Annotated in this window: 24 protein-coding genes, 1 tRNA gene and 1 pseudogene; 18 read left to right on the top strand and 8 right to left on the bottom strand. The window is 72.7% G+C overall.

The window, feature by feature from the left end:
* Nucleotides 1-45: 45 nt before the first annotated feature.
* The 3 genes from zwf to tkt form a co-directional block, all read right to left on the bottom strand.
* Nucleotides 46-1,587, bottom strand: a complete 1,542-nt coding sequence (zwf, locus tag NHG27_RS03975; protein WP_193719712.1) for a glucose-6-phosphate dehydrogenase — start codon at nt 1,585-1,587, stop codon at nt 46-48.
* A gap of 160 nt (nt 1,588-1,747) precedes the next feature.
* A complete protein-coding gene (gene tal, locus NHG27_RS03970) occupies nt 1,748-2,887 on the bottom strand; it encodes a transaldolase (RefSeq protein ID WP_497014823.1) in 1,140 nt (379 codons plus the stop codon).
* A gap of 90 nt (nt 2,888-2,977) precedes the next feature.
* Nucleotides 2,978-5,179: a transketolase gene (tkt, locus tag NHG27_RS03965; protein WP_497014848.1), complete on the bottom strand. Its 2,202-nt coding sequence runs from the start codon at nt 5,177-5,179 to the stop codon at nt 2,978-2,980.
* 492 nt (nt 5,180-5,671) lie between these two features.
* Here tkt and NHG27_RS03960 point away from each other — a divergent pair, with 492 nt between their 5' ends.
* The 11 genes from NHG27_RS03960 (at nt 5,672) to NHG27_RS03910 (ending at nt 15,568) form a co-directional block, all read left to right on the top strand.
* Nucleotides 5,672-6,553 (top strand): heme o synthase, encoded by an 882-nt coding sequence (locus tag NHG27_RS03960; RefSeq protein ID WP_321575362.1) that lies wholly within the window; start codon nt 5,672-5,674, stop codon nt 6,551-6,553.
* A 51-nt stretch (nt 6,554-6,604) separates the two neighbouring features.
* Nucleotides 6,605-7,612: a site-specific tyrosine recombinase XerD gene (gene xerD / locus NHG27_RS03955; protein ID WP_193719710.1), complete on the top strand. Its 1,008-nt coding sequence runs from the start codon at nt 6,605-6,607 to the stop codon at nt 7,610-7,612.
* A gap of 135 nt (nt 7,613-7,747) precedes the next feature.
* On the top strand, nt 7,748-8,638 hold the full coding sequence (locus tag NHG27_RS03950; protein WP_193719751.1) for a ParA family protein: 891 nt from the start codon (nt 7,748-7,750) through the stop codon (nt 8,636-8,638).
* Complete coding sequence (locus NHG27_RS03945; protein WP_497014822.1) at nt 8,622-9,800, top strand: segregation and condensation protein A; 1,179 nt, start codon at nt 8,622-8,624, stop codon at nt 9,798-9,800. Before NHG27_RS03950 ends, NHG27_RS03945 begins: the two co-directional genes overlap by 17 nt.
* Entirely contained in the window at nt 9,797-10,579 is a 783-nt protein-coding gene (gene scpB / locus NHG27_RS03940; RefSeq protein WP_497014821.1) for an SMC-Scp complex subunit ScpB, read from the top strand. The genes NHG27_RS03945 and scpB overlap by 4 nt, the downstream gene beginning before the upstream one ends.
* Nucleotides 10,576-11,538, top strand: a complete 963-nt coding sequence (locus NHG27_RS03935; RefSeq protein WP_193719707.1) for a pseudouridine synthase — start codon at nt 10,576-10,578, stop codon at nt 11,536-11,538. Before scpB ends, NHG27_RS03935 begins: the two co-directional genes overlap by 4 nt.
* A gap of 89 nt (nt 11,539-11,627) precedes the next feature.
* Nucleotides 11,628-11,990 (top strand): chorismate mutase, encoded by a 363-nt coding sequence (aroH, locus tag NHG27_RS03930; protein ID WP_497014820.1) that lies wholly within the window; start codon nt 11,628-11,630, stop codon nt 11,988-11,990.
* Nucleotides 11,987-12,769 (top strand): (d)CMP kinase, encoded by a 783-nt coding sequence (gene cmk / locus NHG27_RS03925; protein WP_497014819.1) that lies wholly within the window; start codon nt 11,987-11,989, stop codon nt 12,767-12,769. The genes aroH and cmk overlap by 4 nt, the downstream gene beginning before the upstream one ends.
* Nucleotides 12,766-13,467 carry a lysophospholipid acyltransferase family protein gene (locus NHG27_RS03920; protein WP_497014818.1) on the top strand — a complete coding sequence of 234 codons (702 nt, stop codon included), beginning with the start codon at nt 12,766-12,768 and terminating at the stop codon, nt 13,465-13,467. The genes cmk and NHG27_RS03920 overlap by 4 nt, the downstream gene beginning before the upstream one ends.
* A gap of 73 nt (nt 13,468-13,540) precedes the next feature.
* Complete coding sequence (der, locus tag NHG27_RS03915; protein ID WP_193719704.1) at nt 13,541-15,127, top strand: ribosome biogenesis GTPase Der; 1,587 nt, start codon at nt 13,541-13,543, stop codon at nt 15,125-15,127.
* Nucleotides 15,128-15,494: 367 nt separating this feature from the next.
* A tRNA-Pro gene (locus NHG27_RS03910) sits at nt 15,495-15,568 on the top strand.
* Between the two features lie 484 nt (nt 15,569-16,052).
* Here NHG27_RS03910 and NHG27_RS03905 read toward each other — a convergent pair.
* The gene (locus NHG27_RS03905) at nt 16,053-16,715 is read right to left on the bottom strand and encodes a GNAT family N-acetyltransferase (RefSeq protein WP_497014817.1); all 663 of its coding nucleotides are present in this window, start codon (nt 16,713-16,715) and stop codon (nt 16,053-16,055) included.
* 144 nt (nt 16,716-16,859) lie between these two features.
* A pseudogene (locus NHG27_RS03900) lies at nt 16,860-16,961 on the bottom strand (hypothetical protein); the annotation flags it as partial.
* 137 nt (nt 16,962-17,098) lie between these two features.
* Here NHG27_RS03900 and NHG27_RS03895 point away from each other — a divergent pair.
* Nucleotides 17,099-17,275, top strand: a complete 177-nt coding sequence (locus tag NHG27_RS03895; RefSeq protein ID WP_497014816.1) for a hypothetical protein — start codon at nt 17,099-17,101, stop codon at nt 17,273-17,275.
* Nucleotides 17,276-17,425 carry a hypothetical protein gene (locus NHG27_RS03890; protein ID WP_497014815.1) on the top strand — a complete coding sequence of 50 codons (150 nt, stop codon included), beginning with the start codon at nt 17,276-17,278 and terminating at the stop codon, nt 17,423-17,425.
* Between the two features lie 932 nt (nt 17,426-18,357).
* Here the strand turns inward: NHG27_RS03890 and NHG27_RS03885 are convergent.
* Complete coding sequence (locus NHG27_RS03885; protein WP_497014814.1) at nt 18,358-18,732, bottom strand: winged helix-turn-helix transcriptional regulator; 375 nt, start codon at nt 18,730-18,732, stop codon at nt 18,358-18,360.
* Nucleotides 18,733-18,872: 140 nt separating this feature from the next.
* Between NHG27_RS03885 and NHG27_RS03880 the strand changes: the two genes are divergently transcribed.
* A complete protein-coding gene (locus NHG27_RS03880) occupies nt 18,873-19,541 on the top strand; it encodes an SDR family NAD(P)-dependent oxidoreductase (protein ID WP_497014813.1) in 669 nt (222 codons plus the stop codon).
* A 186-nt stretch (nt 19,542-19,727) separates the two neighbouring features.
* Complete coding sequence (locus NHG27_RS03875; RefSeq protein WP_497014812.1) at nt 19,728-20,204, top strand: hypothetical protein; 477 nt, start codon at nt 19,728-19,730, stop codon at nt 20,202-20,204.
* 124 nt (nt 20,205-20,328) lie between these two features.
* Here the strand turns inward: NHG27_RS03875 and NHG27_RS03870 are convergent, their stop codons facing one another.
* Both NHG27_RS03870 and NHG27_RS03865 read right to left on the bottom strand, forming a co-directional pair.
* Complete coding sequence (locus NHG27_RS03870) at nt 20,329-20,931, bottom strand: histidine phosphatase family protein (protein ID WP_497014811.1); 603 nt, start codon at nt 20,929-20,931, stop codon at nt 20,329-20,331.
* Nucleotides 20,931-22,214 carry a PEP/pyruvate-binding domain-containing protein gene (locus tag NHG27_RS03865; RefSeq protein ID WP_497014810.1) on the bottom strand — a complete coding sequence of 428 codons (1,284 nt, stop codon included), beginning with the start codon at nt 22,212-22,214 and terminating at the stop codon, nt 20,931-20,933. Before NHG27_RS03865 ends, NHG27_RS03870 begins: the two co-directional genes overlap by 1 nt.
* Nucleotides 22,215-22,271: 57 nt before the next feature.
* Between NHG27_RS03865 and NHG27_RS03860 the strand changes: the two genes are divergently transcribed.
* From NHG27_RS03860 to NHG27_RS03850, 3 genes are all read left to right on the top strand, one after another.
* Nucleotides 22,272-22,706 (top strand): DNA-binding protein, encoded by a 435-nt coding sequence (locus NHG27_RS03860; RefSeq protein ID WP_497014809.1) that lies wholly within the window; start codon nt 22,272-22,274, stop codon nt 22,704-22,706.
* Nucleotides 22,703-23,335 (top strand): transcriptional regulator, encoded by a 633-nt coding sequence (locus NHG27_RS03855; protein WP_497014808.1) that lies wholly within the window; start codon nt 22,703-22,705, stop codon nt 23,333-23,335. The genes NHG27_RS03860 and NHG27_RS03855 overlap by 4 nt, the downstream gene beginning before the upstream one ends.
* A gap of 108 nt (nt 23,336-23,443) precedes the next feature.
* Nucleotides 23,444-23,911, top strand: a complete 468-nt coding sequence (locus tag NHG27_RS03850) for a hypothetical protein (protein ID WP_497014807.1) — start codon at nt 23,444-23,446, stop codon at nt 23,909-23,911.
* Nucleotides 23,912-23,951: the final 40 nt, after the last annotated feature.

Genomic DNA, 23,951 nt, shown 5'->3' with positions numbered 1-23,951 from the left:
TCGAGGTCCGGCCGGGGTTCCGGGGCAGGCGGGAGATCGGTGCGGTCACGGGCGTCGCCAGGTGCGGCCGTCGCGGGCCATCATCTCGTCGGCCGACTCCGGACCCCAGGTGCCCGAGCGGTAGGGGTCGGGCGCGCCCTTGGACTCCCAGAACGCCGTGATCGGGTCGAGGATCTTCCAGGAGAGCTCGACCTCCTCGTGGCTCGGGAAGAGCGGCGGGTCACCCAGCAGGACGTCGAGGATGAGCCGCTCGTAGGCCTCGGGGGAGGACTCGGTGAACGCGTGGCCGTAGCCGAAGTCCATCGTCACGTCGCGGACCTCCATGGCGGTCCCGGGCACCTTGGCACCGAAGCGGATCGTCACCCCCTCGTCGGGCTGGACCCGGATCACGAGCGCGTTCTTGCCCAGCTCGGACGTCGCGGAGGACTCGAACGGCAGGTGCGGGGCCGACTTGAAGACGACAGCGATCTCCGTCACGCGGCGTCCCAGGCGCTTGCCCGTGCGCAGGTAGAACGGGACCCCGGCCCAACGACGGTTGTCGATGTCGACGCGGATCGCGGCGAACGTCTCGGTCGTGGACTCGGGCGAGATGCCGTCCTCCTCGAGGTACCCGACGACCTCCTCGCCACCCTGCCACCCGGCCGAGTACTGGCCGCGCGAGGTGTGGCGGCCCAGGTCGCGCGGGAGCCGCACGGCCGAGAGGACCTTGAGCTTCTCGGCGCGCAGCGACTCGGCGTCGAACGAGACGGGCTCCTCCATCGCGGTCAGCGCGAGGAGCTGGATGAGGTGGTTCTGGATGACGTCGCGGGCGGCGCCGATCCCGTCGTAGTACCCGGCGCGGCCACCGATGCCGATGTCCTCGGCCATGGTGATCTGGACGTGGTCGACGTAGTGCGCGTTCCAGATGGGCTCGTAGAGCTGGTTGGCGAACCGCAGCGCCAGCATGTTCTGGACGGTCTCCTTGCCCAGGTAGTGGTCGATGCGGAAGACCGAGTCCGGCGAGAAGACCTTGGAGACGACGTCGTTGAGCTCGCGCGCGCTGGTCAGGTCGTGGCCGAACGGCTTCTCGATGACCACGCGGCGCCACGCGTCCTCGCCCGAGCGCGACAGCCCCGAGCGCGAGAGCTGCTCGCACACCAGGGGGAACGCGCTGGGCGGGACCGAGAGGTAGAACGCGTGGTTGCCGCCCGTGCCGCGCTCCTTGTCGAGCTCCTCGACGGTGGTGCGCAGGCGCTCGAACGCCTGCTCGTCGTCGAACTCGCCCTGGACGAACCGGATGCCCTCGGCGAGCTGCTTCCACGTCGCCTCGCGGAACGGCGTGCGCGCGTACTGCTCGACGGCGTCGCGCACCACCTTGGCGAAGTCCTGGTCGGCCCAGTCGCGGCGGGCGAAGCCCGTGAGCGCGAAGCCGGGCGGCAGGAGGCCGCGGTTGGCGAGGTCGTACACGGCGGGCATGAGCTTCTTGCGGGCGAGGTCGCCCGTGACGCCGAAGATCACGAGGCCGCTGGGCCCGGCGATGCGGGGGAGTCGAAGGTCACGCGGGTCGCGCAGCGGGTTGTGCTCTGCGCTGATCTTTGCCGGTCTCAACTGATGTCACCGTTCTCGTCGGCGGGGGATGGGATGGTCGGGCGGCCCGTCCGGCGGACCGGGACAGAGCCTAGGTGGTGGTCGTGGGTGACCACGGGGGCGTCCAGGTCCGCGGACGCCGGTGCGGCGCCGTGCGGTGCGCCGGTCGCGCGGGAGGAGGTCACGGTGCGCCGTCGCCCGCGCGGGCGAGACCCGCGGCGACGGTGCTGAGCAGCTCGGTCCAGCTGGCCTCGAACTTCTGGACGCCCTCCGCCTCGAGGTGCTCGGTGACCTGGTCGAGGGAGACCCCGAACGACTCGACGGCCTCCAGGGTCGAGCGCGAGGCGGTGTAGGTGTCCGCGACGGTGTCGCCGAGCACGACACCGTGGTCCGCGAACGCGTCGAGCGTGGCCTGCGGCATGGTGTTCACCACACCGGGAGCGATCAGCTCGTCGACGTACATGGTGTCGCGGTAGTCCGGGTTCTTGACGCCCGTCGAGGCCCACAGGGGCCGCTGCGGGTGGGCGCCCGCGGACTCCAGCGCGCGCCACCGGTCGGTCTGGACGAGCTGCTCGTAGGCCTCGTACGCGAGCCGCGCGTTGGCGATCGCGGCGCGGCCGCGCTGTTCCAGGGCCTCGGGGGTCCCGATCGCGGTCAGGGCGGGGTCGACCGCCGAGTCCACGCGCGAGACGAAGAACGAGGCGACCGAGGCGATGCGCGTCACGTCGTGGCCGGAGTCGCGGGCCTGCTCGAGCCCCGCGAGGAAGGCGTCCATGACCTGGCGGTAGCGGGCCAGGGAGAAGATGAGCGTCACGTTGACGCTGATGCCCTGGGCCAGAGTGCGCTCGATCGCGTCGAGGCCCTCGACCGTGGCGGGGATCTTGATGAGGACGTTGGGACGGTCGACCGTCCGCCACAGGCGGACAGCGGTCTCGACCGTGCGGTCGGCGTCGCGGGCCAGGCGCGGGTCGACCTCGATCGAGACGCGGCCGTCCACCCCGTCGGTCGCGTCGTAGACCGGCCGCAGGACGTCGGCCGCCTCGCGGACGTCGTCCGTGGTGATCCGTTCGACCGCTGCCTCGACGTCGGTCCCGGCGGCGGCCAGCTCGGCGAGCTGTGCGTCGTAGGCGTCGCCCGCCGCGAGGGCGCCCGCGAAGATCGTGGGGTTGGTCGTGACACCGACGACCGCCCGCGAGGAGATCAGCTCGGCGAGCCCTCCGCCGCGCAGGCGTTCACGGGAGAGGTCGTCCAACCAGATGGAGACTCCCGCCTCCGACAGCTCACGGACGGGTGCTGGCGCAGTGCTGTGCTGGACGGACATGGCTCTCCCTCTCGTCGTCTGGCGGCCGTCCTCACGGACGGTCCAGGAGGGGGCGGGCGATGACCGCCCCCTCCTGGAATCTACGGATGGTCAGAGCTGGTCGCCAGTGCCACCGACCGAGGGGATGGGAGCGCCACCGGGGGCCGCACCCGTGCGGGCCGCCTCGATCGACTCCTTCGCGGCGGCCGCGACGGCCTCGGACGTGATCCCGAACTCGCGGTAGAGGATCTTGTAGTCCGCCGACGCCCCGTAGTGCTCGAGGCTCACGGAGCGGCCGGCGTCGCCGACCAGGTCCCGCCAGCCCTGGGCGATGCCCGCCTCGACCGAGACGCGTGCCTTGACGGCCGCCGGGAGCACGCTCTCGCGGTGCTCGGGGCTCTGCGCGTCGAACCACTCGCGGCTCGGCAGGGAGACCACGCGGGCCGAGATGCCGTCGGCGGCGAGCTGCTCGCGCGCCTCGACCGCGAGCTGGACCTCGGAGCCCGTGCCGATGAGGATCACGTCGGGCGTGCCCTCGGTGTCGAGCAGCACGTAGCCGCCCCGGGCGGTGCCCGACGCGTCGGCGAAGCCGTCCGTGCCGCGGGGGAACGTCGGGACGTTCTGGCGGGTCAGGATGAGGCCGGCCGGGCGGTCGGTGTGCTCGAGGATCGTGCGCCAGGCCCAGGCGGTCTCGTTGGCGTCGGCCGGGCGGACGACGTCGAGGCCGGGGATGGCGCGCAGCGCGGCGAAGTGCTCGATGGGCTGGTGCGTGGGGCCGTCCTCGCCCAGGCCGATCGAGTCGTGCGTCCAGACGAACGTGGACGGGATCTCCATGAGGGCCGCGAGGCGTACCGCGGGGCGCATGTAGTCGGAGAACGTGAGGAACGTGCCGCCGTAGGCGCGGGTACCGCCGTGCAGGACGATCCCGTTGAGGATCGAGCCCATGGCGTGCTCACGGATGCCGAAGTGCAGCGTGCGGCCGTACTCGTGCCCGGGGAACTTCTTGGTCGCGTGCTCGGCCGGGACGAACGAGGGCTCGCCGTCCATGGTCGTGTTGTTCGAGCCTGCGAGGTCGGCAGAGCCGCCCCAGAGCTCGGGCAGCGTGTCGGCCAGGGCCGAGAGGACCTTGCCGGAGGCGGCGCGCGTCGCGACGTCCTTGCCCGCCTCGAACGTCGGCAGGGACTCGGTCCAGCCGGCGGGCAGCTCACGGGCCTCGAGGCGCTGCAGGAGCGCGTGGCCGGAGGGGTTGGCGACCTTCCACGCCTCGAACGCGGTGTTCCAGCGCTCGCGCAGCTCGGCGCCGCGCTCGCCCACGGCGCGCGTGTACTCGAGGACCTCGCTGGGGACGTCGAACGACGCGTCGGGGTCGAGGCCGAGCTCGATCTTGAGGCCACGGATCTCGTCCGCACCCATCGCGGAGCCGTGGATGCCGCCGGTGTTCTGCTTGGTGGGCGAGGGCCAGCCGATGATCGTGCGCAGCGCGATGATCGAGGGCTTGCCGGTCTCGGCCTGCGCCGCGGCGACCGCGGCGGCGAGCTCGTCGACGTTCTCGGCGTAGCCCGTGCCGCCCTGGGTCCAGTCGACCTTCTGGGTGTGCCAGCCGTACGCCTCGTAGCGCGCGAGGACGTCCTCGGTGAAGGCGATGTCCGTGTCGTCCTCGATAGAGATCTTGTTGTCGTCCCAGATCACGATGAGGTTGCCGAGCTGCTGGTGGCCCGCGAGCGAGGAGGCCTCGGAGGTCACGCCCTCCTGCAGGTCGCCGTCGGAGGCGATGACGTACACGTGGTGGTCGAACGGGCTCTCGCCGGGCGCCGCCGACGGGTCGAGCAGGCCGCGCTCGCGGCGGGCCGCCATGGCCATGCCGACCGAGGACGCGAGGCCCTGGCCGAGGGGGCCCGTGGTGATCTCGACGCCGTTGGTGTGCTTGTACTCGGGGTGGCCCGGGGTCTTGGAGCCCCAGGTGCGCAGCGCCTCGATGTCCTCGATCTCCAGGCCGTAGCCGGCGAGGAAGAGCTGGAGGTAGATCGTGAGCGAGGAGTGGCCCGCGGAGAGCACGAACCGGTCGCGGCCGACCCAGTGCGAGTCCGCCGGGTCGTGGCGCATGACCTTCTGGAAGAGCAGGTACGCAGCGGGGGCCAGCGAGATCGCGGTCCCCGGGTGGCCGTTGCCGACCTTCTCGACGGCGTCGGCCGCCAGGGCCTTGATGGTCTTGACAGCCTGGTCGTCCAGAGGGGACCACTCGAGGGGCTGGTTGGCAGGAACGAACACGTTTACCGGACCTCTTTCCCGTCCGGAGTCTGCGCCCCGGATCATCGTCGACACAACAAGGATCAACCGTTGAACTATTCCGTCGCACACGCCCGGTCGCTCACAGGTGGAGCCGGGGCCGAGCGGGCGGCCGGCCGGTCCGGACGGTGGTCACCGCGAAGGCAGGACGCCACGCGGGCCACCAGGGCACCAGGCCGTCGGTTGCTCGACCCAGCCTATACGCGGACCCCCGGAGGGCGTCCCGCCCCGACCACGGGGTGGATCGCGGTCCGATCTCACACTTTTGCCCGACGGCCCAGGGCGGCGGCACCAGAGGGGGAGACGTAACATAAGACGGACGTCCAGCGGGTCGGTGCCGACACGCCCCGGCTGCCGGACGACGCCCCCCGCTTTCCTCGCCAGAACGGAACACCGAAGCGCGTGCACACCACGAGCCAGGCACCGATCGACGAGACGGGTCATCCGTCTCGTCCTGCCGCGACCGCCCAGGTCGCCGGACAGCCCCGTGTCACCGCGGACGGCAGCGCCGTCGCGGGGATCCGGAGCACGATCGGTGCATACATCGCCCTGACGAAGCCGCGCATCATCGAGCTCCTGCTCGTGACCACGCTGCCCACCATGATCCTCGCCCAGGGCGGGTTCCCGGACTTCTGGCTGGTCGTCAAGACGCTGGTCGGCGGCACGCTGGCCGCCGCGTCGGCCAACGTCTTCAACTGCTACATCGACCGTGACATCGACGAGCTCATGAACCGCACCAAGCGTCGACCGCTCGTGACGGGGGAGATCTCCCCGCGGGCCGCGCTGGTCTTCGCGACGGTTCTGGGCGTCGTGGCGCTCGTCTGGTTCGCGCGGCTCGTCAACGCCCCCTCGGCGTGGCTCACGTTCGCCGCCATCGCGATCTACGTCGTCGGCTACACCATGATCCTCAAGCGGCGCACGCCGCAGAACATCGTGTGGGGCGGCATCGCGGGCTGCATGCCGGTCTTCATCGGCTGGTCGGCCGTCACGGAGTCGCTGAGCTGGTCTGCGGTCGCGCTGTTCCTCGTGATCTTCTTCTGGACGCCGCCGCACTACTGGCCGCTGTCGATCAAGTTCAAGAAGGACTACGCGAACGCGGGCGTCCCGATGCTCCCGGTCGTCGCCGACAACCGCAAGGTCGCGCGCGAGATGATCGCCTACACGGTCGCGATGATCGCCTCGTCGCTCGCCCTGTGGTGGCTCGCGCCCATGACGTGGGTCTACGGCGTCGTCGCGATCGGTCTGGGCGCCTGGTTCCTCGCGCTGTGCATCCTGATGCTGCGCCGCGCGAACGACCCGACCAAGGGCAAGCTCGGGGCCATGAAGGTGTTCCACGCCTCGATCACCTACCTGACCCTCCTGTTCGTCGCCGTCGCGGTCGACGTGTTCCTCCCCTTCTGACGGTCGGCCCGGGAACCACGGGATGATCGTTCGACCTGCAGCCGGTGCGCGATGACGCGCGCCGCTGCGGAGGAGTCCGCGCTCGCCGTCGGGCCTGAGCCTGCTCCCGCGGGGGAGGCCCCGCCGCTGCCCGCAGCCCTCGACCGTGCGGTGCGCGAGTACCTCGCCCACCTGACGGTCGAGCGCGGGCTGTCCCCGAACACGGTCGCGGCGTACCGTCGCGACCTCGCGCGGTACGCCGCGTACCTCGCGACGCGGGGCCGCACGGAACCCGCGGACGTCGTCCCGGCCGACGTCACGGACTACGTCACCACGGTCCGCACGGGGGCCGACGGCGCCGCGCTCCTCTCGCCGTCGTCGACGGCCCGGTCCGTGGCCGCGGTGCGCGGGTGGCACCGCTTCTGCGCGCTCGAGGGGCACACCGGCACCGACCCGTCGGCCGAGGTGCGCCCGCCCGCGCAGGGCAGACGCCTGCCCAAGGCGATCTCCGCGGAGGAGGTCGAGGCCATCCTCGAGGCCGCCGGTGCGGGGGAGGGCCCGGGGCCGCTGCGGGACCGCGCGCTGCTCGAGCTCGTGTACTCCACGGGTGCCCGCATCTCCGAGGCCGTGAGCCTCGACGTCGACGACCTGGACCTCGGCACGGGGGCCGTGCGCCTGTTCGGGAAGGGGGCCAAGGAGCGCGTCGTGCCCGTCGGGTCGTACGCGGTGCGGGCCCTGGACGCCTACCTGGTGCGGGGGCGGCCCGCGCTGTCCGCCACGGGCCGCGGCACCCCGGCCGTGTTCCTCAACACCCGCGGCGCTCGCCTGAGCCGCCAGAGCGCGTGGGCGGTCCTGCGCACCGCGGCGGAGCGTGCGGGGCTCGAGCACCCCGAGCGCATCTCTCCCCACACGCTGCGGCACTCGTTCGCGACCCACCTGCTCGCGGGCGGTGCCGACGTGCGCGTGGTCCAGGAGCTGCTCGGGCACGCCTCGGTGACGACGACCCAGATCTACACGCTCGTGACGCGGGAGTCGCTGCGCGAGGTCTACGCGTCGGCGCACCCGCGCGCCCTGGGCTGACGGTGCGGGTTCGCGCCACTCCGGCGCGTGCTCGCGTCGCACGCGGGCCCCTGAGGTAGCGTGGCGGACGTGAGCAGCCAGGCCCCGAGCGAGATCCAGGACGCCGCCGGACCGTTCGACGCACGCGTCGACACGGTGGCGGGCGCCGTCGACGGCGGTGCGGACGTCGCACCCGACAGCACCCCCCGGGTCGATCCCGTCGGCCGCGAGATCCCCGACTTCCCCGTGCCGGCCGTGCTCGCCACGCACGGTCCCGGGCGCATCATCGCGATGTGCAACCAGAAGGGCGGGGTCGGCAAGACGACCACGACCATCAACCTGGGCGCGACGCTCGCCGAGTACGGGCGCAAGGTCCTGCTGGTCGACTTCGACCCGCAGGGCGCCGCGTCGGTTGGCCTGGGCGTCAACCCGCACGACCTCGACCGCACGGTCTACAACCTCCTCATGGAGCGTGGCGCGGACATCCGCGAGGTCATCGTGCCCACGGCCGTCGAGAACCTCGACGTGCTGCCCGCCAACATCGACCTGTCCGCGGCCGAGGTCCAGCTCGTGGGAGAGGTCGCGCGCGAGTCCGTGCTGGCGCGGGTCCTGCGGCCCGTGCAGGACGAGTACGACGTGATCCTCGTGGACTGCCAGCCCTCCCTGGGCCTGCTGACCGTCAACGCCCTCACGGCCGCGCACGGCGTCCTCATCCCGCTCGAGTGCGAGTTCTTCGCGCTGCGCGGCGTCGCCCTGCTGGTCGAGACCATCGAGAAGGTGCGCGACCGCCTCAACCCGCGTCTCGAGGTCGACGGCATCCTCGCGACCATGTTCGACTCGCGCACCCTGCACTCGCGCGAGGTCGTGGCGCGCGTGCACGAGGCCTTCGGCGACAAGCTCCTGCACACCGTGATCGGGCGCACCGTGAAGTTCCCGGACGCGTCGGTCGCGGCCGAGCCCATCACGGTCTACGCCCCCTCCCACCCGGGCGCGACGGCCTACCGTCAGCTCGCCCGCGAGCTGGTCGCCCGTGGCGACGCTGCCTGAGACCGCACCGGCGTCCGCCCGGGCGGACGCCACGCAGGACCAGCAGCCCGACCCACCGACCGCCTCGGCGGAGGCCCCCGCGCCGGCCGTCCCCTCGACCGACCGGAACGGCAACCCCGCGTTCGAGGTGCACCTCGAGAACTTCTCGGGCCCCTTCGACCTGCTGCTCTCGCTCATCGCGAAGCACAAGCTCGACATCACGGAGATCGCGCTCTCGCAGGTCACGGACGAGTTCATCGCGTACATCCGCACGGCCGAGCGCCTCGCACGCGAGGCCGAGGAGGCGGCGCGGGCCGAGCCGTCGGGCACGGTGCCCGACGGCGCCGCTCGTCCCGGGCGTTCGCGTCGCCCCGTCCCCGGGCGCGGCGGGCACCCCGGCTGGGACCTGGGCACCGCGAGCGAGTTCCTGCTCGTGGCCGCGACCCTGCTCGACCTCAAGGCCGCCAGGCTGCTGCCCACGGGCGACGTCGAGAGCGCCGAGGACCTCGAGCTGCTCGAGGCCCGCGACCTGCTGTTCGCCCGGCTCCTGCAGTACCGCGCCTACAAGCAGGTCTCCGCGGTCATCGCGGACCGGCTCGCGACCGAGGGGCGCCGCTTCCCGCGCATCGTGCAGCTCGAACCTCACCTCGCGGCCCTGCTGCCCGAGCTCGTGTGGAAGCTCGGCCCCGACCAGCTCGCGGCCATGGCGGCCAAGGCCCTCGAGCCCAAGGCGCCCCCGCCCGGGGTGTCTCTGACCCACCTGCACGCGCCCGCGGTGAGCGTGCGCGAGCAGGCGAGCATCGTCGTCGGGCTGCTGCGCCGCGAGGGAGCCGCGTCCTTCCGCGTGCTCGTCGCCGACGCGGGCGAGACGATCGTCGTGGTCGCGCGCTTCCTCGCGCTCCTCGAGCTCTTCCGTGAGGGGCTCGTCGCGTTCGAGCAGGTCGAGGCGCTCGGTGAGCTCACGGTCCGCTGGACGGGCGCCGACGACGAGGGGGACGGCGCGCTGGACGCGCTCGCGGCCGTGGGCGAGGAGTTCGACGACGGCGACGTGCCCGTGGGCGACGACGACGTGGAGGCCGCGGCGGACCGCGCGGCCTTGGCTGCCGCGGACGGCGGCGGCGAGATGGTGGACGGCACGGTGCGCACCGCCGACGAGACGCACGCAGGAACGGGGAGAGCATGACGCAGGACACGGTCGGGACGAGCACCACGAGCACCGGCGACGGCGGCCGTGCGCAGGGGAGCGCGCCCGGCGCCGTCCCCCGCGAGACCGACGCCCCGGACGTGACGTTCAGCGCCGAGCACCTGCCGGGCGGGGCGCTCGCGGCCCTCGAGGCCGTCCTCATGGTCGCCGACGAGCCCATCCCGGCCGTCCAGCTCGCCACTGCGCTCGGACTGCCGCAGCGCGAGGTCGAGGACCTGCTCGGCGAGCTGGCCGCGGAGTACCGCGGCGAGCTCGGCGGCAGGCCCCGCGGTTTCGAGCTGCGCCAGGCCGGCGGAGGATGGCGCATCTACTCGGCGCCGGTGTTCGCCGACGTCGTCGGACGGTTCCTCCTGGAGGGCCAGAGCGCGCGCCTGACGCAGGCCGCTTTGGAGACCCTCGCGGTCGTCGCGTACCGTCAACCGGTCACGCGCGGCCAGATCTCGGCCGTGCGCGGCGTGAACGTGGACGGCGTCGTACGGACGCTGACGACCCGCGGGCTCGTCGCGGAGGTCGGTCAGGATCCCTCGACGGGTGCGGTCCTGTACGGAACCACGGGATACTTCTTGGAGCGCATGGGCTTCTCGTCGCTCGACGAGCTCCCCGCCCTCGCGCCTCACCTGCCGGACGTCGACTCGATCGTCGACGCCGCAGACCGCACACTCGGAGCGTCCGGGGGCGGGAGCGACCGCGCGCAGCCGCGGCCGCCGGCCCTGCCCGACGACGCTCGACCCAGCACGAACGACGAAGGAACATCATGAGCAGCGCACGCGAGGGTGGCCGTCCGGCCGCCCGAGGACAGCGGTCCGAGAACACCTCGGGCACGGGTCGACCGGGCAGTGGTCGCGCGGGCGGTGGGCGGTCGGCAGGTCAGCGCTCCGCGGCCCCCCGCTCCGGTGCGGGACGCGGGTGGGCGGGCGACCCCCAGGCGGGCAAGAGCAACCCGCCGCGTCGCCGCGCGACCCCCCAGGGCCCCCAGCGTGACGTCCACGTCGCCGACGGCGTCCGCCTCCAGAAGGTCCTCGCGACCGCAGGCCTGGGCTCGCGCCGCGCGTGCGAGGACCTGATCGCCGCAGGCCGTGTCGAGGTCGACGGCGTCGTGGTGCGCGAGCTCGGTGTGCGCGTCGACCCCGAGAAGGCCGTCATCCACGTCGACGGCATGCGGGTCCAGCTCGACCAGTCCCTCGTGACGATCGCGCTGAACAAGCCGCTCGGCGTCGTGTCCACGATGCACGACCCCGAGGGTCGCCCCGCGCTCACGCAGTTCGTCGCGACGCGCCCCGAGCGCCTCTTCCACGTCGGGCGCCTCGACGCCGACAGCGAGGGGCTGCTGCTCCTGACGAACGACGGCGAGCTCGCCAACCGCCTGACGCACCCCAAGTACGAGGTCTCCAAGACCTACCTCGTGACCGTCGAGGGCCGCGTCGCGGGCAACGTCGCCAACAGGCTCCTCCACGGCGTCGAGCTCGAGGACGGCCCCGCCAAGGTGGACCGCTACCGCGTCGTCGACACGACCCCCCAGGCCAGCATGGTCGAGGTCGTGCTCCACGAGGGGCGTCACCGCATCGTCCGCCGCATGTTCGAGGAGATCGGCCACCCCGTGACCCGCCTCGTGCGCACCCGCATCGGCTCGATCCACCTGGGCAACCTGCGCCCGGGCGCGACCCGCGTCCTGGGCCGTACCGAGCTCGGCACGCTCATGGCCGAGGTCGGGCTCTAGCCCGTCCCGTCGCCCCGGGAGGCGCGTCCGCGCGATCCCGGGGCGACGCCCGGCACCGTCCGTTCCTCCCGTACGAAGGAGTACCACCCATGCCCGTCCGGGCCATCCGGGGCGCCACGCAGCTCGACGTCGACGAGCGCGAGCACCTCTTCGAGCGCACGCGCGAGCTCGTCCAGGCAGTCCTCGACGCGAACGAGATCGACACCGCGTCGCTCATCTCGATCTTCTTCACCTGCACGCCCGACCTCGTCGCCGACTTCCCGGCCGCGGCCGCGCGCGAGATGGGGCTCGGCGACGTGCCCCTGATGTGCGCGGTCGAGATCGGTGTGCCCGGCGCGCTGCCCCGCGTGGTGCGCCTCATGGCGCACGCCGAGCTCGACACCCCGCGGGCCGACGTCCAGCACGTGTACCTGCACGGGGCGACGTCGCTGCGCAAGGACCTGGCCCAGTGAGCGCGGGAGCGCGCCAGGGCGCGCCCGGGCTGGTCGTCGCGATCGACGGGCCCTCCGGCTCCGGGAAGTCGAGCGTCTCGCGCGCCGTCGCGCGCCGCCTCGGCACGGCGTACCTCGACACGGGTGCCATGTACCGCGCCGCCACGTGGTGGTGCCTCGAGGAGGGCGTCGACCTCACCGACCAGGCCGCCGTCGCCGCGGCCGTCGACGTCATGCCGCTCGTCATGGGGATCGACCCCGCCGCGCCCACCGTGCACGTCGACGGCACCGACGTCGGCGAGGCGATCCGCACGACCGAGATCTCCACGGCCGTGAGCGCGGTCGCGACGAACCTCGCGGTCCGCGCCGAGCTGCGCCGCCTCCAGCGCGTCATCATCGCGGCAGAGTCGTCGGCCGCAGCCGCCGACGCGTCGTTCTCCGGCGGGCGCGGCATCGTCGCCGAGGGGCGCGACATCACGACCGTCGTCGCCCCCGACGCCGACGCCCGCATCCTCCTGACCGCGAGCGAGGAGGCCCGCCTGGCGCGCCGCTCGCTCGAGGTCCACGGCGCGGCCGACGCGGCCGCGGTAGAGGCCACCAAGGACCAGGTCCTGCGCCGCGACCGCGACGACTCGACCGTCTCCCAGTTCCACGTCGCGGCCGACGGTGTCGTCACGGTCGACTCGTCCGACCTGGACTTCGAGCAGACCGTCCAGGCTGTGCTCGACGTCGTCGAGCAGGTCATGGCCACCACGACGACGCACGACGCCGGCACGGGGGGCGAGGGGACCGCTCGGTGAGCACCCCGCACGTCCCCTCTCCCGCCGGGCCCGCCTGGTCCCGGTGGGTGGGGCGCTTCCTCGCGCACGTGGTCTGGGACACGCGGGTGGTCGGAGCGGACCTCGTCCCGGCCGCCGGACCCGTGCTCCTGGCCGCCAACCACACGGGACTCGTCGACGGACCCCTGGTGCTGGGCGTCGCGCCCCGGCCCCTCCACGTCCTCGTCAAGGAGGAGATGTTCGTCGGGCCCGTCGGGTGGATCCTGCGCGCGGCCGGGCAGATCCCCGTCGACCGGCGCGGGGGACGCGCCGCGCTCGTCACGGCGCTCGCGGTCCTGCGCCGCGACGGGGGAGTGGGGGTGTTCCCGGAGGGCAACCGCGGCCGCGGCGACGCGACGTCCGCACGCGCCGGCGTCGCCTGGCTCGCGCTCAACGGGCCCGCCGTCGTGGTCCCCGTCGCGGTGCTCGGCACGCGCCGCACGGGCGACGGCCTCAACCGCGTCCCCGGGTTCCGTCGACGCCTCTACGTCGAGTTCGGCGCGCCGCTGCTCGTCGAGAAGCCCGACGGCGTCCGCGGCAAGGCAGCCCTCGACGCCGCCAACGAGCAGATCCGGACCGCGCTCGCCACGCTCGTGACCGGTGCCGTGGACCGCTCGGGGATCGCCCTGCCCGTCGACGGACCCGAGCGCACCCTCCCCGGGGGACGCCCCGGCGAGTGACGTCGTGCACTCCGGGCGTGTCGCTCGGGGATCTCGTTCGGAGAACTGCCGTGTTGCTGGGAGAATGGTCGCCATGACCACACCCGACCACGCACAGCCCGATGCCCAGGCATCCCTCGACGAGGTGTCGCAGACCCCCGGTGAGACGATCGACCAGGCGAGCGACGTCGTCGGGCAGCCTGAAGACTCCATCGATCCCTTCGTCCCCGTCGAGGGCGACGAGCAGGACGACGAGAGCCGCGAGCGCGCCCTGCGCGCAGGCCTCGCCGACTACGAGCTCGCCGACGAGGACATGGCGCTCCTGTCCGGCGAGTACGACCAGGACGGGGACCTGGAGCCCGAGGCGCCGCTGCCGGTCCTCGCGATCGTCGGCCGCCCCAACGTGGGCAAGTCCACGCTCGTCAACCGCATCCTCGGTCGCCGCGAGGCCGTGACCGAGGACAAGCCCGGCGTCACGCGCGACCGCGTCTCCTACCCGGCCGAGTGGGCCGGACGCCAGTTCACGCTCGTCGACACCGGTGGCTGGGAGGTCGACGTCGCCGGCATCGAGGCGCGCGTCGCCGAGCAGGCCGAGGTCGCGATCGCGCTCTCGGACGCCGTCGTGTTCGTCGTCGACGCGACCGTGGGCCCCACGGCCACCGACGAGCGCGTCGTCAAGCTGCTCCGCAAGTCCGGCAAGCCCGTCGTGCTGTGCGCCAACAAGGTCGACGGCGCGCGCGGCGAGGCCGACGCGACCGAGCTCTGGAGCCTGGGCCTCGGCGAGCCGCACCCCGTCTCCGCCCTGCACGGGCGCGGCACCGGTGACCTGCTCGACGCCGCCATGAAGGCCCTGCCGCTCGTGTCCGAGCACGCCGTCGTCCTGCCGTCCGGCCCGCGCCGGGTCGCGCTCGTCGGCCGCCCCAACGTCGGCAAGTCCTCCCTCCTGAACAAGGTCGCGGGCTCCGACCGCGTCGTCGTCGACTCCGTCGCCGGCACCACGCGCGACCCCGTCGACGAGCTCGTGCTCCTCAAGGGCATCCCGTGGTGGTTCGTCGACACCGCAGGCATCCGCCGCCGCGTGCACCAGACCAAGGGCGCCGACTTCTACGCCTCCCTGCGCACCCAGGCCGCGATCGAGAAGGCCGAGGTCGCCGTCGTGCTCGTCGACGCCTCCGTCCCGCTCACCGAGCAGGACACGCGCGTCATCTCCCAGGTCGTCGACGCCGGGCGTGCCCTCGTCATCGCCTACAACAAGTGGGACCTCATGGACGAGGACCGCCGCCCCTTCCTGGAGCGCGAGATCGAGAAGGACCTCGTGCAGATCCAGTGGGCGCCGCGCGTCAACGTCTCGGCCCGCACCGGCTGGCACACCGACCGCCTCGTGCCCGCTCTCGAGCGCTCGCTCGAGTCCTGGGACAAGCGCATCCCCACCGGGCGCCTCAACGCGTTCCTGGGCGAGCTCGTCGCGGCGCACCCGCACCCGCTGCGCGGCGGCAAGCAGCCCCGCATCCTGTTCGCGACCCAGGCGTCCACGCGCCCGCCGCGCTTCGTGATCTTCGCGACCGGCTTCCTCGAGGCCGGCTACCGCCGCTTCATCGAGCGTCGCCTGCGCGAGACCTTCGGCTTCGAGGGCACGCCCATCGAGATCTCGGTGCGCGTGCGCGAGAAGCGCAAGCGCTGACGGACGCCCGGCGGGCCCTGCAGGGGCTCCTGCGGGGCATGTGAGGTGCCTAGAGACACGGGGAGGGCCGTGCGTGCCGGAGAGGCGCGTGCGGCCCTCCTGGGCGTCTCCGGCCCGGTGCCGAGCAGGTGGCCGTGGTCCGAGACCGTGGGACGGCGCACCACGACGCCCTGCTCGGCTGACCCTGACCGCCTACCCGGCGCCGAGGCGAGGCTGGGACCCGCCTCGACCCGCGCTGAAGGGCGGCCGGATCCGGCCTGTGAGCGCGTGACCTGTGCCACTCACCAGCGACGATGCACGGACACCGCCCAAAGTGGGGTATTGTTTCTCTCGGCCCTGAAGGGCTGGTGAAGCCCTCCGGGGCTCACGGGCTGTGGCGCAGCTTGGTAGCGCACTTGACTGGGGGTCAAGGGGTCGCAGGTTCAAATCCTGTCAGCCCGACAGCAAGCCCAGGTCAGACGGTGTTCAGCACCGACTGACCTGGGCTTTGTCGTTGAAGCCCTCCGCAAGCAGGCTCGGCTGTCACGCCATGTCACCGCTGACGGGTTGCGGCGCCTCCACAGACCCCACCGCGAGCTGGTCGCCTGCCGTCAGCGCGGTATCCCGCGTGCAGGCAAGCGTCTACCGGTCGTGAATGGCACGGTGTGGCTAGTGCATAGAGGCCCCGTGGCCACCGAATGACTCTCAGCAAGAACCTCACGTCGTGCGACAAGGGCTGCGCCCATGTTCGGCGCGAGGCAGGTCTGATCCTCGCGTTCCCACCCTCGGGGCGTGCCTCTTGGCGGGAGGGTCGGAGAGCGGGAGGTCGTCTCGTTGGGCGTCGGGCGCTTGAGGACCGTTGGTGTCCTGTCGGGGAAGGGGCGAGCGGCGGACTGCCAAGGCCTTGTGGCCGAAGCTGCGCACGGCGACGCCTCCCTGGGGAGGCTCAACGCTGGAGCTGGCGATCGAGCTCGTCGCGGACGCGCGGCCACTCCGAGTCGAGGATCGAGTAGGAGGCCGAGTCGCGGATCTGCCCGTCATACCCCACCTGCGTGGCGCGCAGCACGCCCTCGAACGTGGCGCCGAGGCTGAGGATCGCTCGTCGGGACCGAGAGTTGCGCGCGTCCGTGCGGAGGGTCACGCGGTTGAGTCGCCACGTCTCGAACGCCAGCTCCAGCATCAGTCGCTTGGCCCATCGGTTGACGCCCGTGCCCTGGACGTGCGCGGCCAGCCACGTGTACCCGATCTGGGCAGCGTCGGGCTGGTCCAGGGGCCGTGGCCGGTCGGTGTCCGGCCACCTCCAGAACTCCACGTAGCAAAAGCGGCTGGTCCCCACGGCCACGCCGGTCTGCCGGTCGATCACGGCGTAGGGCACGGCCTGGCGGACCTGCCGTGCGTCGACGGCGCGCCGCACGTACTCCCAGGTCTGCTCCCGGCCGTACGGCACGTTCGTCAGTCCGAACGAGGTCCGGTCTCCCTCGGATGCCTTCCACAGGTCGTCGACGTGGTGCATGTCGAGCGGTTCGAGGCGCACGGGCCCCGCCTCGAGGACCCCCGCGTCGACGAAGTCGTTCGGTGCGGCGGTGACGGTCTCGGGCGGTGTCGTCACGACAGGGTCTCCTTGGTAGCGGCCGAGGTCTGCCGCCGACGGTACTCGGCCTGCCTGCGGGCCGGTGCGAAATGCGAGGCGGTACTGACCATGCCCCGGCCGATTCGGATGCGCAGCACAGCCAATCGGGAGGGCGCCGCCCACTCACGCCAAGCCTCTGCGAGCCTCGATGACGGCCTGATGCCGGTAGAGGGTGTCTCGGGAGATTCCGAGTGGGCGGGCGACGGCGGCGCGGGACTGGCCGGTTCTGCGGCGTCAGACAACCTCGTCGAGACCTGACAAGGTTGACGGTGCCCTGTAGCGGCGGCTTGCCCCACGCTCACGGTCACCTACGACTCGGAGGTCTACAGGTGGGGCCTGTGCGAGATGTGGGAGCATGCGGCATGGTCGTTGAGGCAAGGAACGTAGCGGTCCTGCGTAAGGCCGCGAAGTGGTGCCGGATCGCCGCAGCCGTCTTCGGATTGTTCAGCGTCGTCAACCTCATTGCTTGGGTCAACCGCTGGTACGTCACCACACGGTTCGCCCGCTCTCTGGACAGCGAAGACGCTGACTTTGTCTGAGTGTTCTACGAACGCATGGAGCAAGTGCACGAGACACTGCTCGCCGCTGCACTGCTGCTTCTCGCCGCCGGTGCCGCGGCGACCCTCGGCTCACGTTTGGCGAACCGCGTACGCCGCAGCGACGCGACCGTGGCGGACACAACTGCCTGAGAACCGGCATCGGGCGTCGCGGAACCTTCCTGCTACGTCCGACAAACAGTGACGGTCTCAACCCACCAACGCACCACCTTGACTCGGCGGCACTCGAGCGTCTTGGTTTGCGTTGCTAGTCGGTGCGCATTCGGACTCTCGTCAGTGGGGCCTTGGCCGGCTGAAGAACAGAGATGCGCGTCGCGAGGCCGTTGAGTACAGACGTAGGTGCTGCGATGCTCGCGGACTCAAGCGCTGCACGGACCTCAGCCTCGGGGCGTCCCATGTGCTGGCGTGCGACGTCGTTGAGCCGTTGCTCGACATCGTCAGGCAGGCCTTCGTTGAGCCAGCAGTCGACCTCATCCAGCGGCTTTGGCGTGTGACGTCTCCACATGGACTGAGGCTATGCCTCGCCCGAGCTCGCGGCCAGAGGTCGAGCTCGGTAGACGCCTGCCATGAAACCGGGCTGCGCCACGACCAGCCCTGAGCACCTGACCAGCCGTCGCGCCCTGCACCTGCGAGGCGCCGACAAGACCGCGGCAGGCGCATCCGAACCTGGGCCTGAGTCGAGCGGCCACAAGGGTAAGCCTGTCTCCAGAAAAGTCTCCAGAAACGTGCGCTCTGGTGGTAGAAGGTGGCCCGGGATGAGAGTGGAGCATGCGTTCCAACGCGGAGGTATGCGCAGGGCATCTTGATAGATGGAGGGCCGCAGCCTGTTGCGGTGAGTTCTCGGACAAGGGGCGCAGGGCCAGCTCCTGTCAGCCCGACCGAAGCGGGAGTCTCTGGATCGTCGGGATTTCAAGCCTCTCGTCGTGGAACGAGTCTGATGGCGCCAGATCCGCCGATGTCTACAGGATGTGGTCACACAGGGTCCGGGTGACGCCGATCAGGTCGGCGACGGTGTCCTCCCGGAGGAGCCGGTCGGGCCCGCAAGGTCGGCGGTGGGGTGACGCTCATGCCTGGGCGTCATGGGCCGCGCGAGCGGCGTCGATGTCGTCGACGGTGGTGAAGGCCCAGTCGATCAACGGCTGAACCGCCTGACGCAGGCTGTGTCCGGTCTCGGTCAGCGCGTAGGTGACCTGTGGGGGCACCGTGGGGACGACGGTCCGGGTGACGAGGCCGTCGCGCGCGAGGCGGCGCAGGGTCACCGTGAGCATGCGCTGGCTGATCCCGCTCACGACCCGACGGGTCTGGCTGAACCGCAGCGGTCCGTGCCCGAGCGCGGCGACGACGTAGAGGGACCACTTGTCCGAGACCAGGTCCAGGACCTCCCGCGCCCGCTCCGCGCCCGGTCCGCAGATCGGGTCCGTCTTGCCGCTGACCTGCATCGTTACCTCCAGAGAACCACGGCACCTCAAAGTGCCTTCTTGACCGTGTGAGCGTGGTTATCCAAAGTTACCAAGGAACGACTAGTAACTGGTAGGCCTCGCACCGCTTCGGACGAGGCCGTTCTTCTGGAGGAGCTCTCTTGCCCACTATCGCTGTTGTCGGCGCCGGGCCCGGCATGGGCCTGGCCGTCGCACGCACGTTCGGCTCTCACGGCTTCGACGTAGCCCTGCTCTCGCGCAGTCGGGCGGGTCTCGACGCACGGGTCGCGGACCTGACCGCCGACGGCGTCTCCGCCCGAGGGTTCGCGGCCGACGTCCTGGACACCGAGTCGTTGACCGGCGCGCTGGAGGCGGCCGCCGAGCACTTCGGTGGCATCGACGTGCTCGAGTACTCACCGGGCGGCCCTGAGCCGAAGTTCCTCACGCCCAGCAGGCTCACCGCCGCCGACGTCGACCTGCAGATGCGATACCTCGTCCACGGTGCGATCGCAGCAGTCGGCGTGGTGCTGCCCGCGATGCGGCTGGCCGGCGCAGGCACGCTCCTGTTCACCACCGGGGCCGGATCGGTGGACCCCACTCCGATGCTCGGTGACATCAACACGGCCGGCGCCGCGTTGCGCTCCTGGGTGCTGAACCTGCACAAGGAGCTCGCACCCGAGGGCGTCCAGGCCGCTCACGTGGCCATCGGGGCCTGGATCGGCGACCGCGCCCCCGAGGGCACGCCCAGCGCCTCCGCGGACCAGATCTCCCCCCTGTACTGGGACCTGCACGTCGAGCGCGACCAGGCCGAGAGGATCTTCACCCCGTGACGCCGGCACGGAACCGGCCCCGGGCAGCGCGCTCGTGAGCACGGGCGCGGCCCGCTCCACAGGGAGCGGGCCGCGCCACGATCTCCTCGGGAAGCGGCGTCGGCCGGAGCCTCCACGGCCCGTGCACGGCGCATCGGGCGGACTGTGTAGTCTCAGGGCACTCATTGTCGAGACGGGGGTGCGTTCGTGCGAGGACAGCAGACGGCAGGGGCTTCGGTCCTGGTGCTGGTGGCTCTGACGGTGGCCGGCTGCGGAGGCGCGAGCACCGCCCCTCCGGAGCCCACGGGCGAGGTCGCTCAGGTGGACGCGTCCGGGGACGCCGGGGCGCAGGACGCTGCCGCGTGCGCGGCCGTCTCCGACGTCATGACGATCGTGGAGAACGCGGACGTCGCCCTGACCGAGGGCCGCATGGCTGCCCAGGAGCAGCAGGGCTGGTACGCCGTCGCGACGCGCGCGCTCGACCGCATCCCCTCGAACGGGGACGGGGCTGTCGACCGGGGCGTCGCCGACCTGAAGGACGCCGCTCCCGCGGTCACCGCCGGGACGGCTGCCGAGCCGGCCGGCATCAGGTCGGACGCCTGGAACGACGCGCTCGCCACGCTCGACGAGCCGTGCCGGGCAGCGGGTGCCGAGCTCGCCATCTCCATGTTCACGGGCGGCTGAGGGGCACGTCGCCGCGGGGTCGGTCCACGACTGCCTCGATGCCGGGGTCGACGTGGCGCATCGGTGGACGCACGTCAGCCGTGACGGGGCGAGACGGCCGCGCCCCAGCGTCCGCCGGGCGGGCTCACGGCGCCGCGGCCCGGGAGAAGCCCGTCCACCGCAGGTCCTGCGGCAGGTGGCTCAGGTCGTTGAACGTCACGAGCGTGGGCGGCAGGGCGGCCCGGTGCTCGATCACCGTCAGCGCCGCGTTCGCGCTGTTCAGACCGAGCCATCGCTCGGCCGGCGCGCCGAGCGCGTCACGCACGAGCCAGGCGATCGGGTGGTCGTGCGTGATCAGGACCTCGTGGACGTCGCCCGCGCTCGGGCCGGGAGGCGTCGCGAACCGCGCGACCAGCGCGTCCGCGGTCCGGCGACCCGCGGCAGCCTCGGCGTCGTCCCAGCCGTCGAAGTACCCGGCCCACGCCGGCGGCGTCTCGGCGGGCGCGGGGACGTGCGGGACGTGGTCGACGAGCTCGGCCGCCTCCGCGACGGTCGCCCTCGGCAGGTGCCGTGCGACCTCGCGGGCGCTCGCGGCAGCCCGGGGCAGCGGCGAGTGCCAGACGGCGGTCACGGGCACGCGCGCGAGCCGCTCGCCCAGGAGGGAGGCCTGTCGGCGCCCGACGGCGGTCAGGTCGCCGAACGCGTCGGCTTCCCCGTGGCGTGCGATGCACAGGACGCGGACGCCCATCAGCGTCCTCCGCGGGGAGCGGGACGGGCGTCGACCGGGACCGGCGTGGACGGGTCGGGCCCTCCGACCAGGACGGTTCCCGCCGCGCCGTCGACCGTGACCCGGTCGCCGTCGGCGATGAGCCCGGTGGCCCCGACGACTCCCAGGACGGCGGGGATGCGGCGCTCGCGGGCGACGATCGCCGCGTGGGACAGCACGCCGCCGACGTCCGTGACCACGCCTGCGGCGATGCGCAGCAGGGGAGTCCAGGCGGGGTCCGTGAACGGGCAGACCAGGATGTCGCCCGGCCGGACGCGCGAGAAGTCGCCCGGCCCGCGCACGATCCGGGCCGGACCGGTGGCGACGCCGGAGCTTCCTGCGGTGCCGCGCAGGGCTCCGGGCGGTGCGCCCGTGCCCGGTGGACCGGACGGGGGCGAGGCCGTGACCGGGCGAGCCTGGAGGATCCAGGGTCGTCCCTCGACGATCGCCCACTCGACGTCCTGCGGCCCGCCGAGCAGGTCCGCGACCCGCTGCCCGAGGCGCGCGAGCCCGACGGCGGTCGCGTCGTCGAGCGTCGAGGCTCCCCGCTCGTGCGGGGGGACGTCGCGCGCGACGAGCCGCCCGCCCGCCCGGTCGAGACGCGTCGCCTTGTCGCCGACCGCACGGACGACCGCCCCGCCCGGCGCCACGCGGTACCTGTCCGGGCTGACCGACCCGCCCACCACGCTGGGGCCGAGCCCCCAGGATGCCTCGATCTCCGTCGCCGCACCTGCGGTGGCGGGCGTGAACAGCACGCCGGCGACGTCGGCGTCCACGAGGCGCTGCACGAGCACGGCCATGGCGGGCTCGTGGGTGGGGACTGGCAGCCCGGTCGCGGCAGCTCCTCCCGGGCCGTCCGCCGGGGTCCCCCTGTCCGGGGCGTCGTGGCTCGCCGGAGCGGTGCGGCCGTTGCGGTACGCGGTCGCCCGGGGCGAGTGCAGCGAGGCCCAGCAGGTGCGCACGGCGTGCGCGACGTCGTCGGGACCGTGCACGGCGAGGACCGACTCGTGCTGGCCCGCCGCCGAGGACTCGGCCGTGTCCTCGCCCGCGGCCGAGGACCGCACCGCGACCGCCGGCGAGCCGAGGGAGCGCAGGGCGCGGTCGAGCGCGTCGCGCAGGGCGTCGTCGGGAGGTGTCTCCCGGTAGGCGTCGAACGGTACGACGAACCCGTCCGGAACAGGCAGGCCGTCGCGCAGGAGCACGCCGAGCGCGGTGGCCTTGCCCCCGCACGTCTCGCGCGCGGCCTGCGCCAGGGGAACGAGCACCTCGACCGCCTTCAATAGAACGTTGACAACGATTCATTGATTGTGCAGGATCGTCGCATGCCCCGCAAGGACGAGGCCGCGCAGGCGGCCCACCACGACGAGTCGCCCCGGGCCGCCCATGCCGCCGCGAGCGCCGACCACGACCAGGCGCGCCGCGAGCAGGAAGCGCGCCGGCGCCTGCTCGCGCAGGGCGCGGACGCGCTCGACCCCCGTCCGTGGCAGCCCGCGAGCGTGCCGCCGTCCGCCGGGGACCTCGCGCGGTTCGCGCTCTGGAGGTCCGCCGACCTGCCCCCCGACGACCTGCTCGGCGCGCTCGCGCTGCTGCCCGCCGCGCGCGCAGAGGTCGACGGGCTCGAGGCCGGCCTGCTGTTCACGGCCCGCGGCGCAGGCCTGACCTGGGCGCAGATCGCGGACGCCATGGGGTTCAACTCGCCGCAGGCCTGCCAGCAGCACTTCCAGCGCCTCACCTCCAGGACGGACGGGCACCCGTGAACCCCTCGTCCACCGACGTGCTCGTCCTGCACGCCGTGCGCGTCACCGGGTTCGCCGACGTCCCTACCCTCGCCACCCGCTTCCGTCTGGACCCTGCCGGCACGGACGAGCTCCTGGGCGACTTCGAGGCCTACGGGTGGGTGCAGCGTTCCGCGTTCGCGGACCTCGAGGGGTGGTCGCTGACGCAGGCGGGACGCGTCGAGAACGAGCGTCGGCTCGCCGCCGAGCTCGCCTCCACGGGGCGCGGGGCGGAGGTCCGGGCGGTGCACCGCGAGTTCCTCCCGCTCAACGCCCGGCTCCGGCAGGCCTGCACCGACTGGCAGCTGCGCCCCGCCGCCGGGAGCAGGCTCACCCCCAACGACCACGCCGACCCCGCGTGGGACACCGCGGTCCTCGAGTCGCTCGCGACGGTCGACGACGCCCTGGGGCCGCTCGTGCACCGGCTGAGCAGCGTCCTCGCACGCTTCGAGGGGTACGACGCCCGCTTCGCTCACGCCCTCGACCGCGCTCGCGCGGGGGACGGGACGTGGGTCGACGGCTCAGACGTCGACTCGTGCCACCGCGTGTGGTTCGAGCTGCACGAGGACCTCGTCGCGACGCTCGGGATCGACCGCGGCCACCCGGTCTGAACCCGGGTCCGGCCACCGTCCGGCGCCCCGCAGCCGGCCCCGCGTCCGCCCCCTCTGCCTGGGGCCGTTCACCGGGCGCCGACCGGCCGGGAGCGCTACCGTCCCGGTATGTCGGTCGTGTCAGGTCTGGGGCAAGTGCGCCGAACGGTCGCGTACGTCCTCGCAGGAGCCGTGGCGCTCCTGTCCACCGGCTGCAGCCCGGGCCCGGGAGCCGACGACGCCGTCGGGGCGGCGCGGGCCTTCTTCGCCGCGGTGAGCGCGCACGACGCCGAGGGTGCGTGCGCGCTGCTCGCCCCGGCCACGCGTGAGTCGTTCGAGCAGGACGCGGTGTCGCCGTGCGAGCAGGCGCTGCTCGACGGCGAGGTGGGCCTCGTGCTGGCCCCCGTGACCCAGCGCGTCGAGGACGCCGACGGCCGCGGCGACTCGTCCGTCACGGTCGCGGGCCGCCAGGCCCAGGTCCTCCTGGGTGGCGAGGTCACCTTCCTCGCGGCGTCCGGCGGCACGTGGCTCGTCACCGCGACGGGTTGCGTCGCGCGACCCGAGCGGCCGTACGACTGCCTCCTGGAGGGGGACTGAGGTGCGCGGCGTCTTCCTCGGGCTCCTGGGCGGCGTCCTC

Source organism: Oerskovia sp. 140933 (assembly GCF_059651515.1).
Note: the sequence above shows the minus strand (reverse complement) of the source record. Positions and strands in the feature narration are given on the sequence as shown.

Excerpts from the sequence above, each read along its gene's own strand:
- NHG27_RS03860 (WP_497014809.1), top strand. The coding sequence starts at position 22,272 with ATGCCCCGCAAGGACGAGGCCGCGCAGGCGGCCCACCACGACGAGTCG.
- tal (WP_497014823.1), bottom strand. The coding sequence starts at position 2,887 with ATGTCCGTCCAGCACAGCACTGCGCCAGCACCCGTCCGTGAGCTGTCG.
- NHG27_RS03850 (WP_497014807.1), top strand. The coding sequence starts at position 23,444 with ATGTCGGTCGTGTCAGGTCTGGGGCAAGTGCGCCGAACGGTCGCGTAC.
- tkt (WP_497014848.1), bottom strand. The coding sequence starts at position 5,179 with ATGATCCGGGGCGCAGACTCCGGACGGGAAAGAGGTCCGGTAAACGTG.
- NHG27_RS03935 (WP_193719707.1), top strand. The coding sequence starts at position 10,576 with ATGAGCAGCGCACGCGAGGGTGGCCGTCCGGCCGCCCGAGGACAGCGG.
- NHG27_RS03885 (WP_497014814.1), bottom strand. The coding sequence starts at position 18,732 with ATGCAGGTCAGCGGCAAGACGGACCCGATCTGCGGACCGGGCGCGGAG.
- scpB (WP_497014821.1), top strand. The coding sequence starts at position 9,797 with ATGACGCAGGACACGGTCGGGACGAGCACCACGAGCACCGGCGACGGC.
- xerD (WP_193719710.1), top strand. The coding sequence starts at position 6,605 with ATGACGCGCGCCGCTGCGGAGGAGTCCGCGCTCGCCGTCGGGCCTGAG.
- NHG27_RS03870 (WP_497014811.1), bottom strand. The coding sequence starts at position 20,931 with ATGGGCGTCCGCGTCCTGTGCATCGCACGCCACGGGGAAGCCGACGCG.
- aroH (WP_497014820.1), top strand. The coding sequence starts at position 11,628 with ATGCCCGTCCGGGCCATCCGGGGCGCCACGCAGCTCGACGTCGACGAG.
- der (WP_193719704.1), top strand. The coding sequence starts at position 13,541 with ATGACCACACCCGACCACGCACAGCCCGATGCCCAGGCATCCCTCGAC.
- NHG27_RS03895 (WP_497014816.1), top strand. The coding sequence starts at position 17,099 with ATGGTCGTTGAGGCAAGGAACGTAGCGGTCCTGCGTAAGGCCGCGAAG.